We start from the raw sequence: 14,478 nt of genomic DNA, 5'->3' as shown, positions 1-14,478 counted from the left end.
TCCCACACCGAACATCACCGATTCGGCACATTTCATAATCAGCACGGCATGGAAGAATGGCGCAATGAGCAATCAGAGCCTTTTTTCCCGACGCCGCCCGGTGCTTCCTCCCGTGTTGCCGCGCGGGGAGGTGCTCGCCACCTATGGCACCTATGCCGACGCGCAAGCCGCCGTCGATACGCTCGCCAAGGCCGATTTCCCAGTGAAACAGCTCTCGATCGTGGGCAACGACCTCAAGAGTGTCGAGCGCGTGACCGGCAAACTCACCTACGGCCGGGTCGCGCTCGCTGGAGCGGCATCCGGTGCCTGGCTCGGGATTTTCTTTGGCATTTTGTTCTTTCTGTTCTCCCCCACCGGGTCAAGCCTGCCGTTTGTTTTCGCAGCCCTCATCATGGGTGCCGGATTCGGCATGCTGCTGGGTATCGCGAGCTATGCCATCAACCGGCGTCGGCGCGACTTCACCTCGACCATGCAGGTCATTGCGACCAGCTACCAGATCATCGTCGACGTCGAATTGATCAACCGGGCGCGAAACGTGCTCGGTGGCGTTTCGAACGAACCGGCAGCTCCGTCGCACCCCGAAGCCCCGGCAAACCCGGAGTAAATCGGGCGGCAGCGCAAAAGATCACCAGAACAGCGGCGCTGGATGGTGATCTTTTCGCTCCCGCGATCAAGTTAGCGCTGGGCTGCGGCGATCCAGGCCTCGACCTCTGTGGCGGTGCGGGGGATGGCTGCTGAGAGGTTCTCGCCACCGGCCTCGGTCACCAGGATGTCATCCTCGATTCGCACGCCGATGCCGCGGAACTCCGCCGGAACGGTGAGGTCGTCTGGCTGAAAGTACAGTCCGGGTTCGATGGTGAAGACCATGCCCGGTTCGAGCACTGCGTCTAAGTACATATCGCGGCGCGCCTGCGCGCAGTCGTGCACGTCGATGCCGAGGTGGTGGCTGGTGCCGTGCACCATGTAACGACGGTGCTGACCGTTCTCCGGCTGCAGGGCCTCTTCGGCGGTGACCGGGAGCATGCCCCACTCGGCGGTGCGCCGGGCGATCACGGCCATTGCCGCGGCGTGCACCTCACGAAACACAGCGCCGGGGCGAACGACGGCGAAGGCGGCATCCGCTGCCTCACGCACTGTCTCGTAAACCAGACGCTGCACTTCGGTGTAGACACCATTAATCGGCAGGGTGCGGGTGATGTCGGCGGTGTAATAGCTGTCGAGTTCCACTCCGGCATCAATGAGGATAAGGTCGCCGGGAGCGACGGCGCCGTCATTGCGGGTCCAATGCAGGATGCACGCGTGCGGTCCGGAGGCTGCGATGGTGTCATAGCCGACAGTGTTGCCGTCGGTGCGGGCCCGGGTGTTGAAGACGCCCTCCACCAGCCGCTCGCCTCGGGCGTGCTGGCTCGACCGGGGCAGATCGGCGATGACATCGTCGAAGCCGCGGGCTGTTGCTGCGATGGCGAGGCGCATCTGCGCGATTTCAAAGGCGTCTTTCACGAGGCGCATCTCGGAGAGATCGCGGGCCAAACCGGCGTCGGGCTCGTGCTCGGCGTTGATCTCGATACTGAACGGTGAGTCCGTGGCGTTGCTTCCGAGCACCCGCTCGGCGACGAAACGCAGGCGGGCTTCGTCGACCTGGTCGGTGAAGGTCGGGTCGGCTTCACGTAGTACGAGCGTTTCGCTGTCCACTGCGCTCAGCACGCCAGCGAGTTCGGCGATGCCTCGCACATGGAGAGCAAGGTCGCTCGCTACCTGGGCGACCGAGGGGCGCGGACCGATCCAGAATTCGCCGATGTCGGGATTGGCGTAGAACTCGTCGGAGTCGCGGCCGGCTCGTTCGCGAAAGTACAGGGTCGCGTCGTGGCCGCCGGCCGCTGCCGGTTCGAGCACGAGTACGGCGCCGGGTTCGCTGTCACTGCCCCAACCGGTCAGGTAGGCGAAGGCGGAATGCGCACGGAACGCGTAATCGGTGTCGTTGGAGCGCTGCTTCAAGCGGCCAGCCGGAATGATCAGGCGCTGTCCCGGGTACGCAGCCGAGAGCCGTTCGCGGCGCGCGGCGGCAAAGGGCGCCTGCTCGCGGGCGTCAGTAAGCACATCCGTACGATCGGCCCAGCCGCTCGCGATGAACGATTTAAAGCCGGTCGACCCCGGAGTCGTCGATCGGTTCTCGTTCGAACGCGCAGCGGGGATAAGAGTGGGTGCAGTTATATCAGCCATCTCACTATTCTCGCACCGCACTCTGGGCAGCGACCGATCACGCTGGTGCGGGACGCGGCAGAAACTATCCGGCCGGTGTGAGCGTGGCGACGATCGGGCGGTGGTCGCTGCCAGCACCGTCAAGCGACTCGATCACCTGCAGCGCACTGACCTGCCAGTTCACAGTTGCCATCACGTGATCGATCGGACTGCCGAGGAGCGCCGGAATGCTTGTGGGCCAGGTGCCGACGGCTGCCGCACCGGCCGAGAGTGCAGCATCTGCGCAGTTGCCGAGAACAGAGTTCACACCATCGTTGGCTCGGCCGGCCATGTGGTCGAGCGTTGAGTTGAAATCCCCTGCAAGGATCACGTTGTCGCCCTGGCACTGGGTGGCAAGCCAGTCGAGGTCGCTGCGCCAATTCGACATCTCGTACTGAATCGGGGAGACGGCGTGCACGGCAACAATGGTCGGGCCGCTACCGTCGACCGGTTCGGCCACCACGGTCGGCAGTACGTTGGTGTTATCTGGCGGGCCGGAACCCGCGGCGTTGGTCACGGCATAGTTACCAAGATCCGGGCTGATCAGCAGCGTCGTTGACCGAGCCTTGGAGATCAAATCGAACGCGAGCGTGTGCACCCACATCGGTCGGCCGGCCTCGCGCATCAGTTCGGCGATATGAATGCCGGTAGCTTCCGTTGTCTCTGGCAGGGTCACGACGTCGGCGTTCTGGGTGACGGCTAGTTCTGCGATGGCCCGAGCGCCGGGGACATCGCCGAGGGTGTTCCAGCTGAGAACCGTGACGGTGCCGACATCTGTTTCGGTGCCGGCTGGACCCGTGCTCACCTGGACGGTGTTCGCGGTAAAACCGCGCGATGCGAGAATGCCCACATTGGCCACGGCGAACAAGGCCAGCAGCACCATGGCCATGCCGAGGGTTCGGCGCAGTGGCCGCATGAATCGGAGCAATCCGAACAGAACGAGGCCGATGATCGCGCCGATGACAGCGATCGTACGAAACGAGACGAGATGTGCCACGACCCAGGTGGTGTGCAGGCCGAATGCCTGCGGCCAGGTCAGGACCAGCAGGAAAACGGCGGCAGCGAGGAGTATCAGTGCCCGGAGGAGTCGCGTCAACATTGCTGTGAACCCTAGATCAGAATTCTGGGGAATCCCCAGCGCTGCACCGCGGAGAGTGGGTGGGGCGTCCAACTAGCATGGGGTCATGGCAGTCGCGCGGCAATTCCAGGGTCCGATTGATCTGCACGCGCACTCGAGCGTGTCAGATGGTACGGAAACGCCGGCCGAGTTGGTTCGTGCGGCGACTCGTGCGGGGCTCGGGACGGTTGCCCTGACCGACCACGACTCCACGGCCGGCTGGGCCGAGGCATCCAGTGCGGCGCTTACCGCACGGATCACACTTATTCCCGGGATGGAATTTAGTACCCGGGTGCAGTACGCCAGTGTGCATCTACTGGCATATCTTTTCGATCCGACCGACTCCGCACTCTTGGCCGAAATGACGCGGGTGCGGGCCGCCCGGCTTAGCCGGGCTGAGCAGATGGTGGCCCGCATCGGTGTGGACTACGACCTCAACTGGGATGACGTGCTCGACCAGACCACTCCCGGTGCCACTGTCGGCCGGCCGCACATCGCCGACGCGCTCGTCGCGCGCGGTCACGCATTGAATCGCAGCGCCGCTTTCGCCGACATTCTGCATTGGAAAGCCGGTTACTTCCAGCCGCACTACGCGCCAGACCCGTTACGCGCGATCGAACTCGTACGCGCCGCCGGGGGAGTGCCAATTATCGCCCACCCCGCTACGCGCGGCATCGGCGATGTCGTCGAAGAAAGTCGGCTGAAGACCATGGTCGAAGCAGGACTCTTCGGCCTCGAACTCGAGCATCGCGAAAACAAGCCGGAGCCCACAGCGCGCCTGTACGACCTCGCCGCAAGATTCGGGTTGTCTGTCACCGGCTCGAGCGATTACCACGGCACCGGCAAACCCAATCGGCTCGGCGAGAATACGACCGCTCCCGAGGTGCTCGACCGCATTATCGCCGAGGGTCGCGGCTCCGCGCCCGTCTACGGCTGATCGGTTATTGCGGATGCCGCGGCACCGCAACAAAAAAGCCCGACGCCCGGGTTGCCACGGCCGAGACGATGGCAGCCCGGGGGTCGGACGTTTTGGTGCTGATCAGGTGTTAGATAGCGCTGCCGGTCTGCGGCGAGCGACGACGGGTGCGGCTGCGGCGAAGCGGTGCGTTGTTGCCGTCGTGGTGCTCGGTGCCGCCGCCGTCGTGGGTCCCGGCTGCCGGGGTCGCAGCGGGGGCGTCGGGGTTGGTACTGGAACCGACGCGGGTACGTGACCGCGTCGGGCGACCAGCATCATCCCCACCCTCACGTACCGAGCTCGTCGCCGGTCGGTCGGTGCCGCGCGTTGAATCGCCACGGCGGTCGCTACGAGTGCCCTCGGAGCGACCGCCTTCAGGACGACCGCCGCGTGCCGCACCGGAACGACTTCCCGCGGCCGCCGAGCGTGCTCCGCCAGAACGACCGGCACCGCCGGTGCGAGCATCGCCGGCGCGCCCTTCGTGGGCACTGAGTTCCTTCACCGGAGTCGCGCGCAGACGGCCCTTGGAACCGGCCGGAATGTTCAGATCGGTGTAAAGGTGCGGCGACGACGAATAGGTCTCCATCGGTTCCGGCTGGCCGAAGTCGAGGGCCTTATTGATGAGCGACCACTTGTGCAGGTCGTCCCAGTCGACAAAGGTGACGGCGATGCCGTTCTTGCCGGCGCGGCCGGTACGGCCGACGCGGTGCAGGTACGCCTTCTCGTCTTCGGGAATGGTGTGGTTGATCACATGGGTGACGTCTTCAACGTCGATGCCGCGAGCTGCGACATCCGTTGCGATCAGAATTTCCTTCTTACCGCTTTTGAAACTCGCCATGGCGCGCTCGCGCTGCTCCTGGTTCAGGTCGCCGTGCACGGCCGTGGCGTTGAAGCCACGGTCGCCGAGTTCCTCGACGAGCTTCGCGGCGGCGCGCTTGGTACGGGTGAAGATGATGGTCTTGCCGCGGCCCTCCGCCATGAGGATGCGGCCGATGACCTCGTCCTTATCCATGTTGTGGGCGCGGTAGACGAGGTGCTCGATGTTGGCCTGCATCAGGCCCTCATCGGGGTCGGTGGCACGAATGTGAATCGGTCGGTTCATGAAGCGTCGGGCCAGGGCCACGATCGGCCCGGGCATCGTCGCCGAGAACAGCATGGTGTGGCGGGTCGACGGGGTCTGCGCGAAGAGCTTCTCGATGTCGGAGAGAAAACCGAGGTCAAGCATCTTGTCTGCTTCGTCGAGCACCATTTCGCGCACGTTGGCGAGGGTGAGCAGGCGCTGGCTGGCGAGATCGAGCAGGCGGCCGGGAGTTCCGACGACAATCTGCGCGCCGGCCTTGAGCTGTTCGATCTGGCCCTCATAGGCCTTGCCGCCGTAGATGGAAACGATCTTGGTATTACGGCCGGCTGCGGCGAGCTCGAGGTCTTCCGAGACCTGCACGCACAGTTCACGGGTCGGAACGACGATAAGCGCCTGCACGCCGGGCACGGGATCGAGGCCGAGGCGCTGGATGACCGGAAGGCCGAAACCAAAGGTCTTGCCGGTGCCGGTCTTGGCCTGTCCGATGATGTCCTGGCCGGCAAGCGCCAGCGGAATGGTCTGGGTCTGAATGGGGAACGGTTCGAGGATGCCCTTGGCGGCAAGGGAGTCGACCATGTCCTGGTCAATATTAAGTTCGGAGAAAGTCACGAATGTATGCCTGTCATTAACTGGAAGCGAAGTGCGCCCGTTTTTGCGTCTCGGGCAGCGGCCGCCGATCCTTGTCGGCGACGTAATTCCACCTTACTGCCCAGTCTGTACCGCGACCACAGGCGCGCTGTCCTAAGCTGAGCCCGTGGTCACGTGGTTCGGTCGGCGCCCGCAGCGCAATGAAGCCCCGCGGCTTTCCTCCCGCGGGGCGCCCCAGCCAACCGAAAAAGTGGACATCAGTTCGCTGGCCCCCGACGTGCAGCATTTTCTCGGCCAAGCCGCCTACTGCGAGCTCGGCGAGTTCGAAAGCCTGGCTCGCGCCGTTGCCACCGCGCCGAACCTTGACGTGAAGGAAGGCCTCAGCGCCGCCGCAGGTCGAGCCTTGAGTAAACATCACGGCCTGATCACCGAGATTCGACGCCGCGGGCACGAGCCAGCCACCGAGATGGCCCCGTTTGTCGTGGGTCTCGACGAGTTTCGCCGCAAGACCAGCGGCGCCGACTGGCATGAGCTGCTCCTGAGCTGCTATCTCGCTGGCGGCCTCCTCGAGGACTTTTTCATCCGGCTCTCGGACGGCCTGCCGCGCGATATCGGACCGCGGGTAGCGCAGCTGCTCGGAGAAAATTCCGGCACCGACGTGCTCGTACACGAACTGCAAACCGCCATCGAAAACGACGTTGAGCTCGGCTCCCGGCTGGCCATGTGGGGCCGTCGGCTCGTCGGCGATACCCTGCTGGTGGCTCGCTCCGCGATGCCGGCCGCCGACCTAGGCACGGAACCAGGCGCCGGCCCTGGCGCCGCGGCCGAGGCGCGCATCGAACCGGTCTTCACCGAACTCATTGCCGCGCACACCCGTCGCATGGACGGACTCGGCCTGACGGCCTGACAGGGAGTCAATCAGTCGATCGCGGCGGACTCAATGGTAAACACTTCAGCTGGCGTAGATGCCACCGCTGCTTGACCCCTACCCAAGCGACCGGGGCGCGGTCGCTTGGGCCCATCGGTTTTTTCAAGTTACGCGGTAGCGGGGGACCCGGTGTTGGCGAGGCGTTGCAGCATCCGATGGTCGGCATGAATGCGTCGCCTGCTGATCACCAGATTGAGTACGACGGATGACACGGCGGCGCCCCCGAGAGACACCCACCAAATCCATCCACCGGCCCAATTCCAGCCGAGCCAGGTCAGCGCGACCCAGACAGCAGCTGCAGCGACCGTTCCGATCGCCGGAACCAGCACCGAACCCTGCGTCGCCCGACCGGGCAGAAAATAGCGCGCGCCGAGACCGATGAGAGCGCCGAAAAGTGCGACGAACAGGAGTTCCATGGCGCTTTAGGCGACGAAACCGACGCGACGTGATTCTTCGCTGCCGAGTTCGACGTAGGCCAGGCCGACAGTCGGAACAATATAGACGCGACCCTTGCTGTCGCTGAGCTTCAGATAGCCGGTCGGATCAGAGAGAGCCGCCGCAACGGTCTGCTCAATCTCGGTTGCTGGCTGCGATGTCTCGAAACCGATCTCCCGGGGGGAGTTGAAAATACCAATGCGAATGTCCACAGAACTGCCTTTCGTAGCCTTGCGCCCAGAGTACGACAGAACGCGCCACCGCCCTGACAGAGTTCACTGTCGGCGCAACCCGTTACCGTTGAAATGTGACAGACCACACCCTTGATTCCGCCCAGGCCGCCGTTCTAAACCTTCCCGACGGGGTCAGTGCCGCGGTGATCGGCGCGCCCGGCTCGGGCAAGACGACCACGCTCGTCGAACTCGTTGCAGACAGGGTGCTCAACCGGGGGTATTCGCCGAGCGAGGTATTGGTATTGGTACCGACCCGTGCCGGTGCAACGGAGCTGCGCGACCGGCTTGCGCTGCGCCTTGGCGTGCCGACAAACGGCCCGCTGGCTCGCAGCACCAACTCGGTGGCATTTCAGATTGTGCGCTCGGCGGTCGCGCAGGCCGGCGGTCCGACTCCCACGCTGCTCACCGGTGGGGAACAAGACCAGATCATTGCCGAGCTGTTGCAGGGCCACGTTGATGATGAGACCGGCCCGGCCTGGCCGGCGACCCTCGGTCCCGATGTACGCCGCCTGCGTGGCTTTCGCACCGAACTTCGCGATCTCATGATGCGCGCCGTCGAATACGGTGTGTCGCCGGGCCAGCTCGAGCGTTTCGCCCTCGGTCGTCCGCAGTGGGTTGCTGCGGCCGAGTTCATTCGCGGATACGAAGACGCCAAAGACCAGGCCCGCCCGGGCCAATACGACTCGACCGAACTGGCTCGCTATGCTGCCGCTATCGTGGCGGGCGCCCCGGCCGGACCGGCCGGCGTTGCAACACTTGGCTCCCTCGCCGACCTGCGCCTGATTGTTCTCGACGATGCCCAGGAAGTCACGCAGGCCACGATCACGCTGCTGGCCCAGTTTCAGACGCGGGGGGTGGCCGTCATCGCCGTCGGTGACCCGGACATTAGCACCGGTTCGTTTCACGGTGCGCATCCGGATGCCCTGGGTCGCCTTGGCTCGTATCTCAGCGAGGGCCGGGCCGTACCCGACGGCCGGGTAGCCGCGCCGATTGTGCTGCAAACGGTGTATCGGCACGGCGTGGACATCCGTCGAGTCGTGGCGGAGATCACCGCACGGATCGGTGCCGCCGCGGCTGGAACCCAGCGTGCGGCGGCCGGTCGCGATTCGGCAGAAGCGAGTGACCGTTCCGTGCAAACCGTGGTTGCGACCAGTCCGGCCGATCAGCTCGCAGTCATCGCCCGGCTGCTGCGCGAACGCCACGTAATTGCCGGGATCCCCTGGTCGCGCATGGCCGTGATCGTGCGCACCGGAGCGCTCGTGCCGTCGATTTCCAAGGGGCTCGCCGCACTCGAAGTGCCGACTCAGATCTCTACCGCGAGCACAGCCCTGCGTGACGAATACGCGGTGAGGGCCTTCATCTTGGCACTCGAGGTGACTCTGGGTCGCAAACCGCTCGACCCCGAGGCAGCGATCCAGTTGCTGCGCGGCCCGCTCGGTGGGCTCGACCCGATCACCCTGCGCCGGCTACGTGCCGCGTTGCGCCAGCACGAGCTGGGCACTGACACCCCCACACCGCAAAGCGCCGACGAGTTGCTCGTTGTCGCGCTGCAGAACCCCGACCTGCTCGCCACCATCGACAACCGCACCGCTCGCCGCGCAGCAGGCTGCGGAGCGAGTCTGCGCCAGGCGAAAATCGAATACGAAGCCGGTGCCACCATCGAGGAACTGCTCTGGGGGCTCTGGCAGCGCAGCGGCCTCGATCGCGAGTGGAAAGAGCAGTCCACCGGAACCGGAATCGTCGCCGACGAAGCCAACCACAACCTTGACGCCGTCGTGGCCCTGTTCTCGGCGGCGCAGCGCTACGTCGAGCGCACCCCGTCAGCCCCGCCGGTGCTGTTCCTGGAACATCTCGTCGACACCGATGTGCCCGAAGATACCCTCGCGCCGCGTGCCCTGGGCGCGGCCGTCACCGTGTCGACCCCAAGCGGCACCATCGGGCGCGATTTCGACATTGTGGTGGTGGCCGGCGTGCAGGCCAATGTCTGGCCTGACCTGCGCATCCGTGGTTCCCTGCTCGGTGCTGGCGACCTGGCCCTGGTTGCCACGGGCCAGGATGGCACCGGGCATGACGCTACCGGCACCGACGCTCGCACCGCGGTACTCCACGATGAACTACGCATGTTCGCCCAGGCCGTCAGTCGTGCCACGACTGAACTGCTGGTCACCGCAGTGAGCAACGAAGAGAATGAGCCGTCGGTGTTCCTTCGTCTGCTGCCAGACCCCGAGCCGGAGCGGGGCGTTGACGATTTTGCCCGGTACCCTCTGTCGCTGCGCGGCCTGGCCGGGCGGATGCGCCGTGACCTGACCCGGGCCATCCGCTCGCCGGCCCGCATCGATTCCGAGACGGCCGCCCGGGCAGCGGATGCCGCGGCCACCCTGGCCCGCCTGGCCAGCGAAAATGTGCCCGGCGCCGCACCGGATCAGTGGTACGGCCTGACCGACCCGAGCACCGTGCGCCCGCTCAATGACTCTGCGGCCGGTGATGATCCGGTGCGTGTCTCGCCGTCGCGAATGGCCGCCTTCGAGACCTGTCCGCTGCACTGGCTGATCGGACAGGTTGGCGGGGGCAGCTCGAATACCGCCGCCAACCTCGGCACGATCATTCACAAGGTCATGGAAGACTGCGTCGATCGTCGGCCAGAGGCGCTCTGGCAGGGTGTGGAGTCCCGTTGGAACGAACTCGACTTCGACGCCGACTGGCAGTCACGCGTGCAGAAGGTCGCCGCCAGAGCGCTCACCGACCGGCTCGCCTCGTACCTGCTCGATTTCGAGAACGGGGGTGGTGAGTTGCTGAGCGCCGAGGGAACCTTCCAACTCGAAGTGAGCGGTGCCGTGCTGTCGGGCACCATCGACCGAGTGGAACGCCAAGCCGACGGGCGGGCCGTGATCGTCGACCTGAAAACCGGCAAGGGCGACGCGACAAGCGATGTCGGAGTCGCGGAGCATCCACAACTTGGCGCCTACCAACTGGCGTTTCAGGAGGGCGTCATCGAGGGCGTCTCCGGTGACATGGCGCTGGCCGGTGCCCGCCTGGTCATCGTCTCCTCCGGCACGGTGAAACAGAACTACCGTAATCCCACCCAGCCAGCGTTCACTCCGGAGCAGCTCGACGCTTTTCGCACCCGCGTACGCGACGACGCGGCAGGCATGGGCAGCAGCACCTTCATCGCCGAAATCACCGAGCACTGCCTCGACCCGCGAAGCCACGGGTCCTGCCGCATCCACGTCATTAAGCAGGTCAGCTCATGAGTCCCACGACAACGGCCACCACGGTCTCCGCCCTCGACATTGCCGCAGAACTCAGGCTTCCTCCGCCCACCGCTGAGCAGCAGGAGGTCATCGAGGCGCCGCTTACGCCGACCCTGGTGGTCGCCGGCGCCGGAAGCGGCAAGACCGAGACGATGGCCAACCGGGTGCTCTGGCTACTCGCCAACGGCCACGCCCGCCCCGATCAGATTCTCGGACTCACCTTCACCCGCAAGGCCGCCGGCGAGCTGAGCGATCGCATCAATAAGCGCATCACCGACCTCGATGCCGCTGGACTGATGCCGATCATCGCCGGCCCGGACGACGGCCTGACGGCTGAGTCGTCCGACCTGTTCAACACGCCGAGCGTCTCCACTTACAACTCTTTTGCCAGCCGGCTCTTCACCGACAATGCCCTGCTGCTCGGCCGCGAGCCGGAATCTGTGCTGCTCAGTGAAACGAGCGCCTGGCTGCTTGCTCGGCGCGTGGTCATCGAGCACGGCGACGGCCGCCTGGTACCTTACGGAAAGAGCGTCGACCAGGTCACCGACGCCGTGTTGCAGCTCAGTCGTGCCGTCGCTGAGAATCCGCCGGCCTGGCGCGACGGCGCACCGGGAACCCCGCACGATCTCGCCGGCCTGGCCGAAAGCTTCGCTTATCTGAGCGATTTGCCCTACGGCAACCCGCGCAAGAAAAAACCGTACGACTCGGTGGTAGATGCCCTGGCCGCAGTCGCGCCATTGCCCGTGCTCGCCGAACTCGCTGCGCAGTACAGCAGCGAGAAGCGCCGCCTCGGCCTCATCGAATTCTCCGACCAAGTGGCCCTCGCGCTTCAGGTCTGCCAGAAAGTTGATGCGGTCGTTGACCGTTATCGCGACCAGTACCGTGTCGTGCTGCTCGACGAATACCAGGACACCTCCGTGCTGCAGACCGAACTGTTGCACACGCTCTTTCAAAACCACCCGGTGATGGCCGTCGGTGACCCGCACCAGTCGATCTACGGATGGCGCGGGGCGAGCTCGGCGAATTTGCTCGGCTTCGGGCGAGACTTCAACACCAGCGAATCCAGTCGCAAGGCCGCAGCGCCGACCATGTCGCTGTCCTTCACCTGGCGGAACCCCGCCCTCGTGCTCGACGCCGCGAATGCCGTCGTCGATCCGCTGAGTCAGACACTGCGCGCCCAACCCGGCGGAATCCAGGTTGAAACGCTCAAGGTGCCGGCCGGAACCAGGGCCGGTACCGTTGACGCGCTCATGGCTGAAACCATTGCCGCTGAGGCCGACGCGGTGGCCGACTGGTTCGCCGCCCGGCTCGTCGGTGATCACACCGGGGCCATGCTCTTTCGGGCCCGCAGAGAGATGGACTACTTCGCCGAGGTGCTGCGCGCCCATGGAGTGCGCGCCCACGTGCTCGGCCTCGGCGGATTGCTTTCCACACCGGAAGTCGCCGACGTCGTGAGCGTTCTGCGGGTGGTGCACGATCCCGGTGCCGGCAGCGAACTCGTGCGCCTCCTCAGCGGCGCTCGTTACCGTGTCGGTGCACGCGACCTGCAGGCACTCGCCAACGTGGCACGCTGGTTGGCCCGGCACGACTGGGCCCAGAAGGCCATTTCGGCCGACCTGCGGGGCAAGCTGCGGGCATCCGTCGCCGGTGATGAGGGCAGCTCTCTGGTTGACGCGCTGGACTTTCTGGGCACAGCGCCGGACTCTCATAGCCAATTCGCCGAGTTCAGCGAGCTGGGGCGCGCGCGTGTGCAGTCGGCTGGCCGGCAACTGGCGTGGTTACGTTCGCGCGCCAGCCTGCCGCTGCTGGACTTCGTGCGGCTGATCGAACAGGAATTTCGACTCGACATCGAACTGACCGCGAACGAAGACAACGACCTCGGGCTCGCCAACCTGTATTCCTTCCACGATACGGTGGCCGCATTCCTCGACAGCGACGAACAAGGCACCCTGGCCAGTTTTCTGCGCTGGCTGAAGCGGGCGGAGCTGCAAGACGACCTCGGCCCGCGCGCTGAAATGTCGGAACAGGGCACCGTGCAGTTGCTGACGATTCATGGCGCCAAGGGCCTCGAATGGGATTTTGTCGCCATTCCGAACCTCACGGAAAAAAGCCTGCCCGCCCTAGCTCACGATTCCAGCGGGTGGCTGCGCTTTGGCGAGCTGCCCTACGGTTTTCGGGGTGATCGCTCCGAGCTGCCCGAGCTTGAAGTCGCCGGCCACGACACCCAGCTCGATTATGATCTGGCCTTCCAGACCTACAAGGCTCACTTGGCGACGCGACACGACGACGAAGAACGCCGGCTCATCTACGTCGCCATCACCCGTGCCAGGCAAGAACTCTTGCTGACCGGCTCCTTTTGGGGGCCAGGACTGACGGTTCGAAAGCCCAGCCGCTACCTCGTGGAACTTGCCGAAGCGGGGCTCATTCCGGCTATCCCCGACACGAGTGCCGAGGCCGACAAACCTGCTTCCGCCTCCAGCGGCACGGAACTGTGGCCGTTTGACCCGCTTGGCTCCCGCCGCGCCCTCGTCGAAGCCGCCGCGACCCGCGTCTTGGGCAGCGAGGCGGATGCTCCCACCCGCTGGTCCCACGCGGTCACCCTGCTATTGGAAGAACGTGCCCTGCGGTTGGCCGGCGGCGCTGTTACCCCCGTTCCCACCCGCATCCCCGCATCCCGGTTCAAAGATTACGTCGATGACCCGGCCGCAGTCGCCGCCGAACTACGGCGCCCCATGCCGCAGCGCCCCTACCGGGCCACACGGCTCGGTACCCTGTTTCACTCCTGGGTGGAGCGGCGTGCTGGCGGTGCGACCGGCACCGACCGCGTCGATGCCGCGCTGAACGAACTGGACTTCGGCGATGACGGTGCGGGCGATGACGGCGGTACCGGGGCGCTGAATGACCTCGCCGTGCCCGAGCAGGAACAGTTTGCGGTTTTGCAGGCCACTTTTGAACGGTCCGAGTGGGCCGATCGAGCGCCGGTCGACGTCGAGATCGAAATTCACCACGTGCTTGGCGGCCAGGTCTTCGTCTGCAAGCTCGACGCGGTCTATCGCACTGAAACGGGGTACCAGGTTGTCGACTGGAAAACCGGGCGGGCGCCCAAGAACGCTGCTGACCTCGAATTGAAGCAAACGCAACTCGCGCTCTACCGGTTGGCCTACGCCCGGTGGAAGGGAGTCGATCCGAGCATTGTCGACGCCGTGTTTTATTTCGTCGCCGACGACACCGTCATCGCCCCCGAGCGCCTCTATTCGGAGGCAGACCTGCTTGCCGCCTGGTCGGGGGCGATGATCCCGGTGCGCGAGTCGTTGGGCTCGGAGCCGTCATCGGACTGGTCAAAGGAATCAGAGTCGGCGTCCGAGTCCATGCTGAGCCCCGAGAAGTTGTAGCTGTCGGTGTGCATCGCCGCGTGCTGGTCGTAGTCGCGGGCGGCGCGCGGCATATGGTCGAGCATGTTCTCCACGTCACCGACGGTCATGATCGGGCCGGTTTCGGGGGAGAGCGGCTGTTGGGTGTGGCTGTGCACGGTGTCGACGAGGCCGTCGAGCATGGCAACGGCGTCATCGACGATGGACTGGTCATGGCTGCTCACACCGTGCAGCAACCAGCGGGCCAGCTCGAGCTCGGCGTAGAGCATGGCACGCTGGGT

At 65.2% G+C, this 14,478-nt stretch carries 10 protein-coding genes; 5 read left to right on the top strand and 5 right to left on the bottom strand.

From position 1 onward, the window contains the following. The first annotated feature begins 64 nt into the window (after window positions 1-64). On the top strand, window positions 65-604 hold the full coding sequence (locus E3T51_RS11305; RefSeq protein WP_134529920.1) for a YflT domain-containing protein: 540 nt from the start codon (window positions 65-67) through the stop codon (window positions 602-604). 71 nt (window positions 605-675) lie between these two features. Here the strand turns inward: E3T51_RS11305 and E3T51_RS11300 are convergent, their stop codons facing one another. Both E3T51_RS11300 and E3T51_RS11295 read right to left on the bottom strand, forming a co-directional pair. After that, window positions 676-2,220 carry an aminopeptidase P family protein gene (locus E3T51_RS11300; protein ID WP_134529919.1) on the bottom strand — a complete coding sequence of 515 codons (1,545 nt, stop codon included), beginning with the start codon at window positions 2,218-2,220 and terminating at the stop codon, window positions 676-678. Window positions 2,221-2,284: 64 nt separating this feature from the next. Beyond that, window positions 2,285-3,337 (bottom strand): endonuclease/exonuclease/phosphatase family protein, encoded by a 1,053-nt coding sequence (locus E3T51_RS11295; RefSeq protein ID WP_174844593.1) that lies wholly within the window; start codon window positions 3,335-3,337, stop codon window positions 2,285-2,287. Window positions 3,338-3,422: 85 nt separating this feature from the next. On the opposite strand from E3T51_RS11295, the gene E3T51_RS11290 reads away from it, so the two are divergent. Then, window positions 3,423-4,292, top strand: a complete 870-nt coding sequence (locus E3T51_RS11290; RefSeq protein ID WP_134529918.1) for a PHP domain-containing protein — start codon at window positions 3,423-3,425, stop codon at window positions 4,290-4,292. Window positions 4,293-4,401: 109 nt separating this feature from the next. Here E3T51_RS11290 and E3T51_RS11285 read toward each other — a convergent pair whose 3' ends face one another. Then, window positions 4,402-6,000: a DEAD/DEAH box helicase gene (locus E3T51_RS11285; protein ID WP_134529917.1), complete on the bottom strand. Its 1,599-nt coding sequence runs from the start codon at window positions 5,998-6,000 to the stop codon at window positions 4,402-4,404. A 145-nt stretch (window positions 6,001-6,145) separates the two neighbouring features. Between E3T51_RS11285 and E3T51_RS11280 the strand changes: the two genes are divergently transcribed. Beyond that, entirely contained in the window at window positions 6,146-6,886 is a 741-nt protein-coding gene (locus tag E3T51_RS11280; RefSeq protein ID WP_134529916.1) for a ferritin-like fold-containing protein, read from the top strand. 128 nt (window positions 6,887-7,014) lie between these two features. On the opposite strand, the gene E3T51_RS11275 is transcribed toward E3T51_RS11280, so the two are convergent. Together E3T51_RS11275 and E3T51_RS11270 are read right to left on the bottom strand one after the other, a co-directional pair. Next, window positions 7,015-7,323, bottom strand: coding sequence for a hypothetical protein (locus tag E3T51_RS11275; protein WP_134529915.1), 309 nt, complete (start codon window positions 7,321-7,323; stop codon window positions 7,015-7,017). A gap of 6 nt (window positions 7,324-7,329) precedes the next feature. Then, a complete protein-coding gene (locus E3T51_RS11270) occupies window positions 7,330-7,554 on the bottom strand; it encodes a DUF3107 domain-containing protein (RefSeq protein WP_104192964.1) in 225 nt (74 codons plus the stop codon). A gap of 95 nt (window positions 7,555-7,649) precedes the next feature. Here E3T51_RS11270 and E3T51_RS11265 point away from each other — a divergent pair, with 95 nt between their 5' ends. Next, window positions 7,650-10,826 carry an ATP-dependent helicase gene (locus tag E3T51_RS11265; RefSeq protein ID WP_134529914.1) on the top strand — a complete coding sequence of 1,059 codons (3,177 nt, stop codon included), beginning with the start codon at window positions 7,650-7,652 and terminating at the stop codon, window positions 10,824-10,826. Further along, window positions 10,823-14,218: an ATP-dependent DNA helicase gene (locus E3T51_RS11260; RefSeq protein WP_134529913.1), complete on the top strand. Its 3,396-nt coding sequence runs from the start codon at window positions 10,823-10,825 to the stop codon at window positions 14,216-14,218. Before E3T51_RS11265 ends, E3T51_RS11260 begins: the two co-directional genes overlap by 4 nt. Window positions 14,219-14,478: the final 260 nt, after the last annotated feature.

The organism is Cryobacterium serini (assembly GCF_004404025.1).
GTDB lineage: Bacteria > Actinomycetota > Actinomycetes > Actinomycetales > Microbacteriaceae > Cryobacterium > Cryobacterium serini.
Note: the sequence above shows the minus strand (reverse complement) of the source record. Positions and strands in the feature narration are given on the sequence as shown.

Excerpts from the sequence above, each read along its gene's own strand:
- E3T51_RS11305 (WP_134529920.1), top strand. The coding sequence starts at position 65 with ATGAGCAATCAGAGCCTTTTTTCCCGACGCCGCCCGGTGCTTCCTCCC.
- E3T51_RS11300 (WP_134529919.1), bottom strand. The coding sequence starts at position 2,220 with ATGGCTGATATAACTGCACCCACTCTTATCCCCGCTGCGCGTTCGAAC.
- E3T51_RS11295 (WP_174844593.1), bottom strand. The coding sequence starts at position 3,337 with ATGTTGACGCGACTCCTCCGGGCACTGATACTCCTCGCTGCCGCCGTT.
- E3T51_RS11290 (WP_134529918.1), top strand. The coding sequence starts at position 3,423 with ATGGCAGTCGCGCGGCAATTCCAGGGTCCGATTGATCTGCACGCGCAC.
- E3T51_RS11275 (WP_134529915.1), bottom strand. The coding sequence starts at position 7,323 with ATGGAACTCCTGTTCGTCGCACTTTTCGGCGCTCTCATCGGTCTCGGC.
- E3T51_RS11260 (WP_134529913.1), top strand. The coding sequence starts at position 10,823 with ATGAGTCCCACGACAACGGCCACCACGGTCTCCGCCCTCGACATTGCC.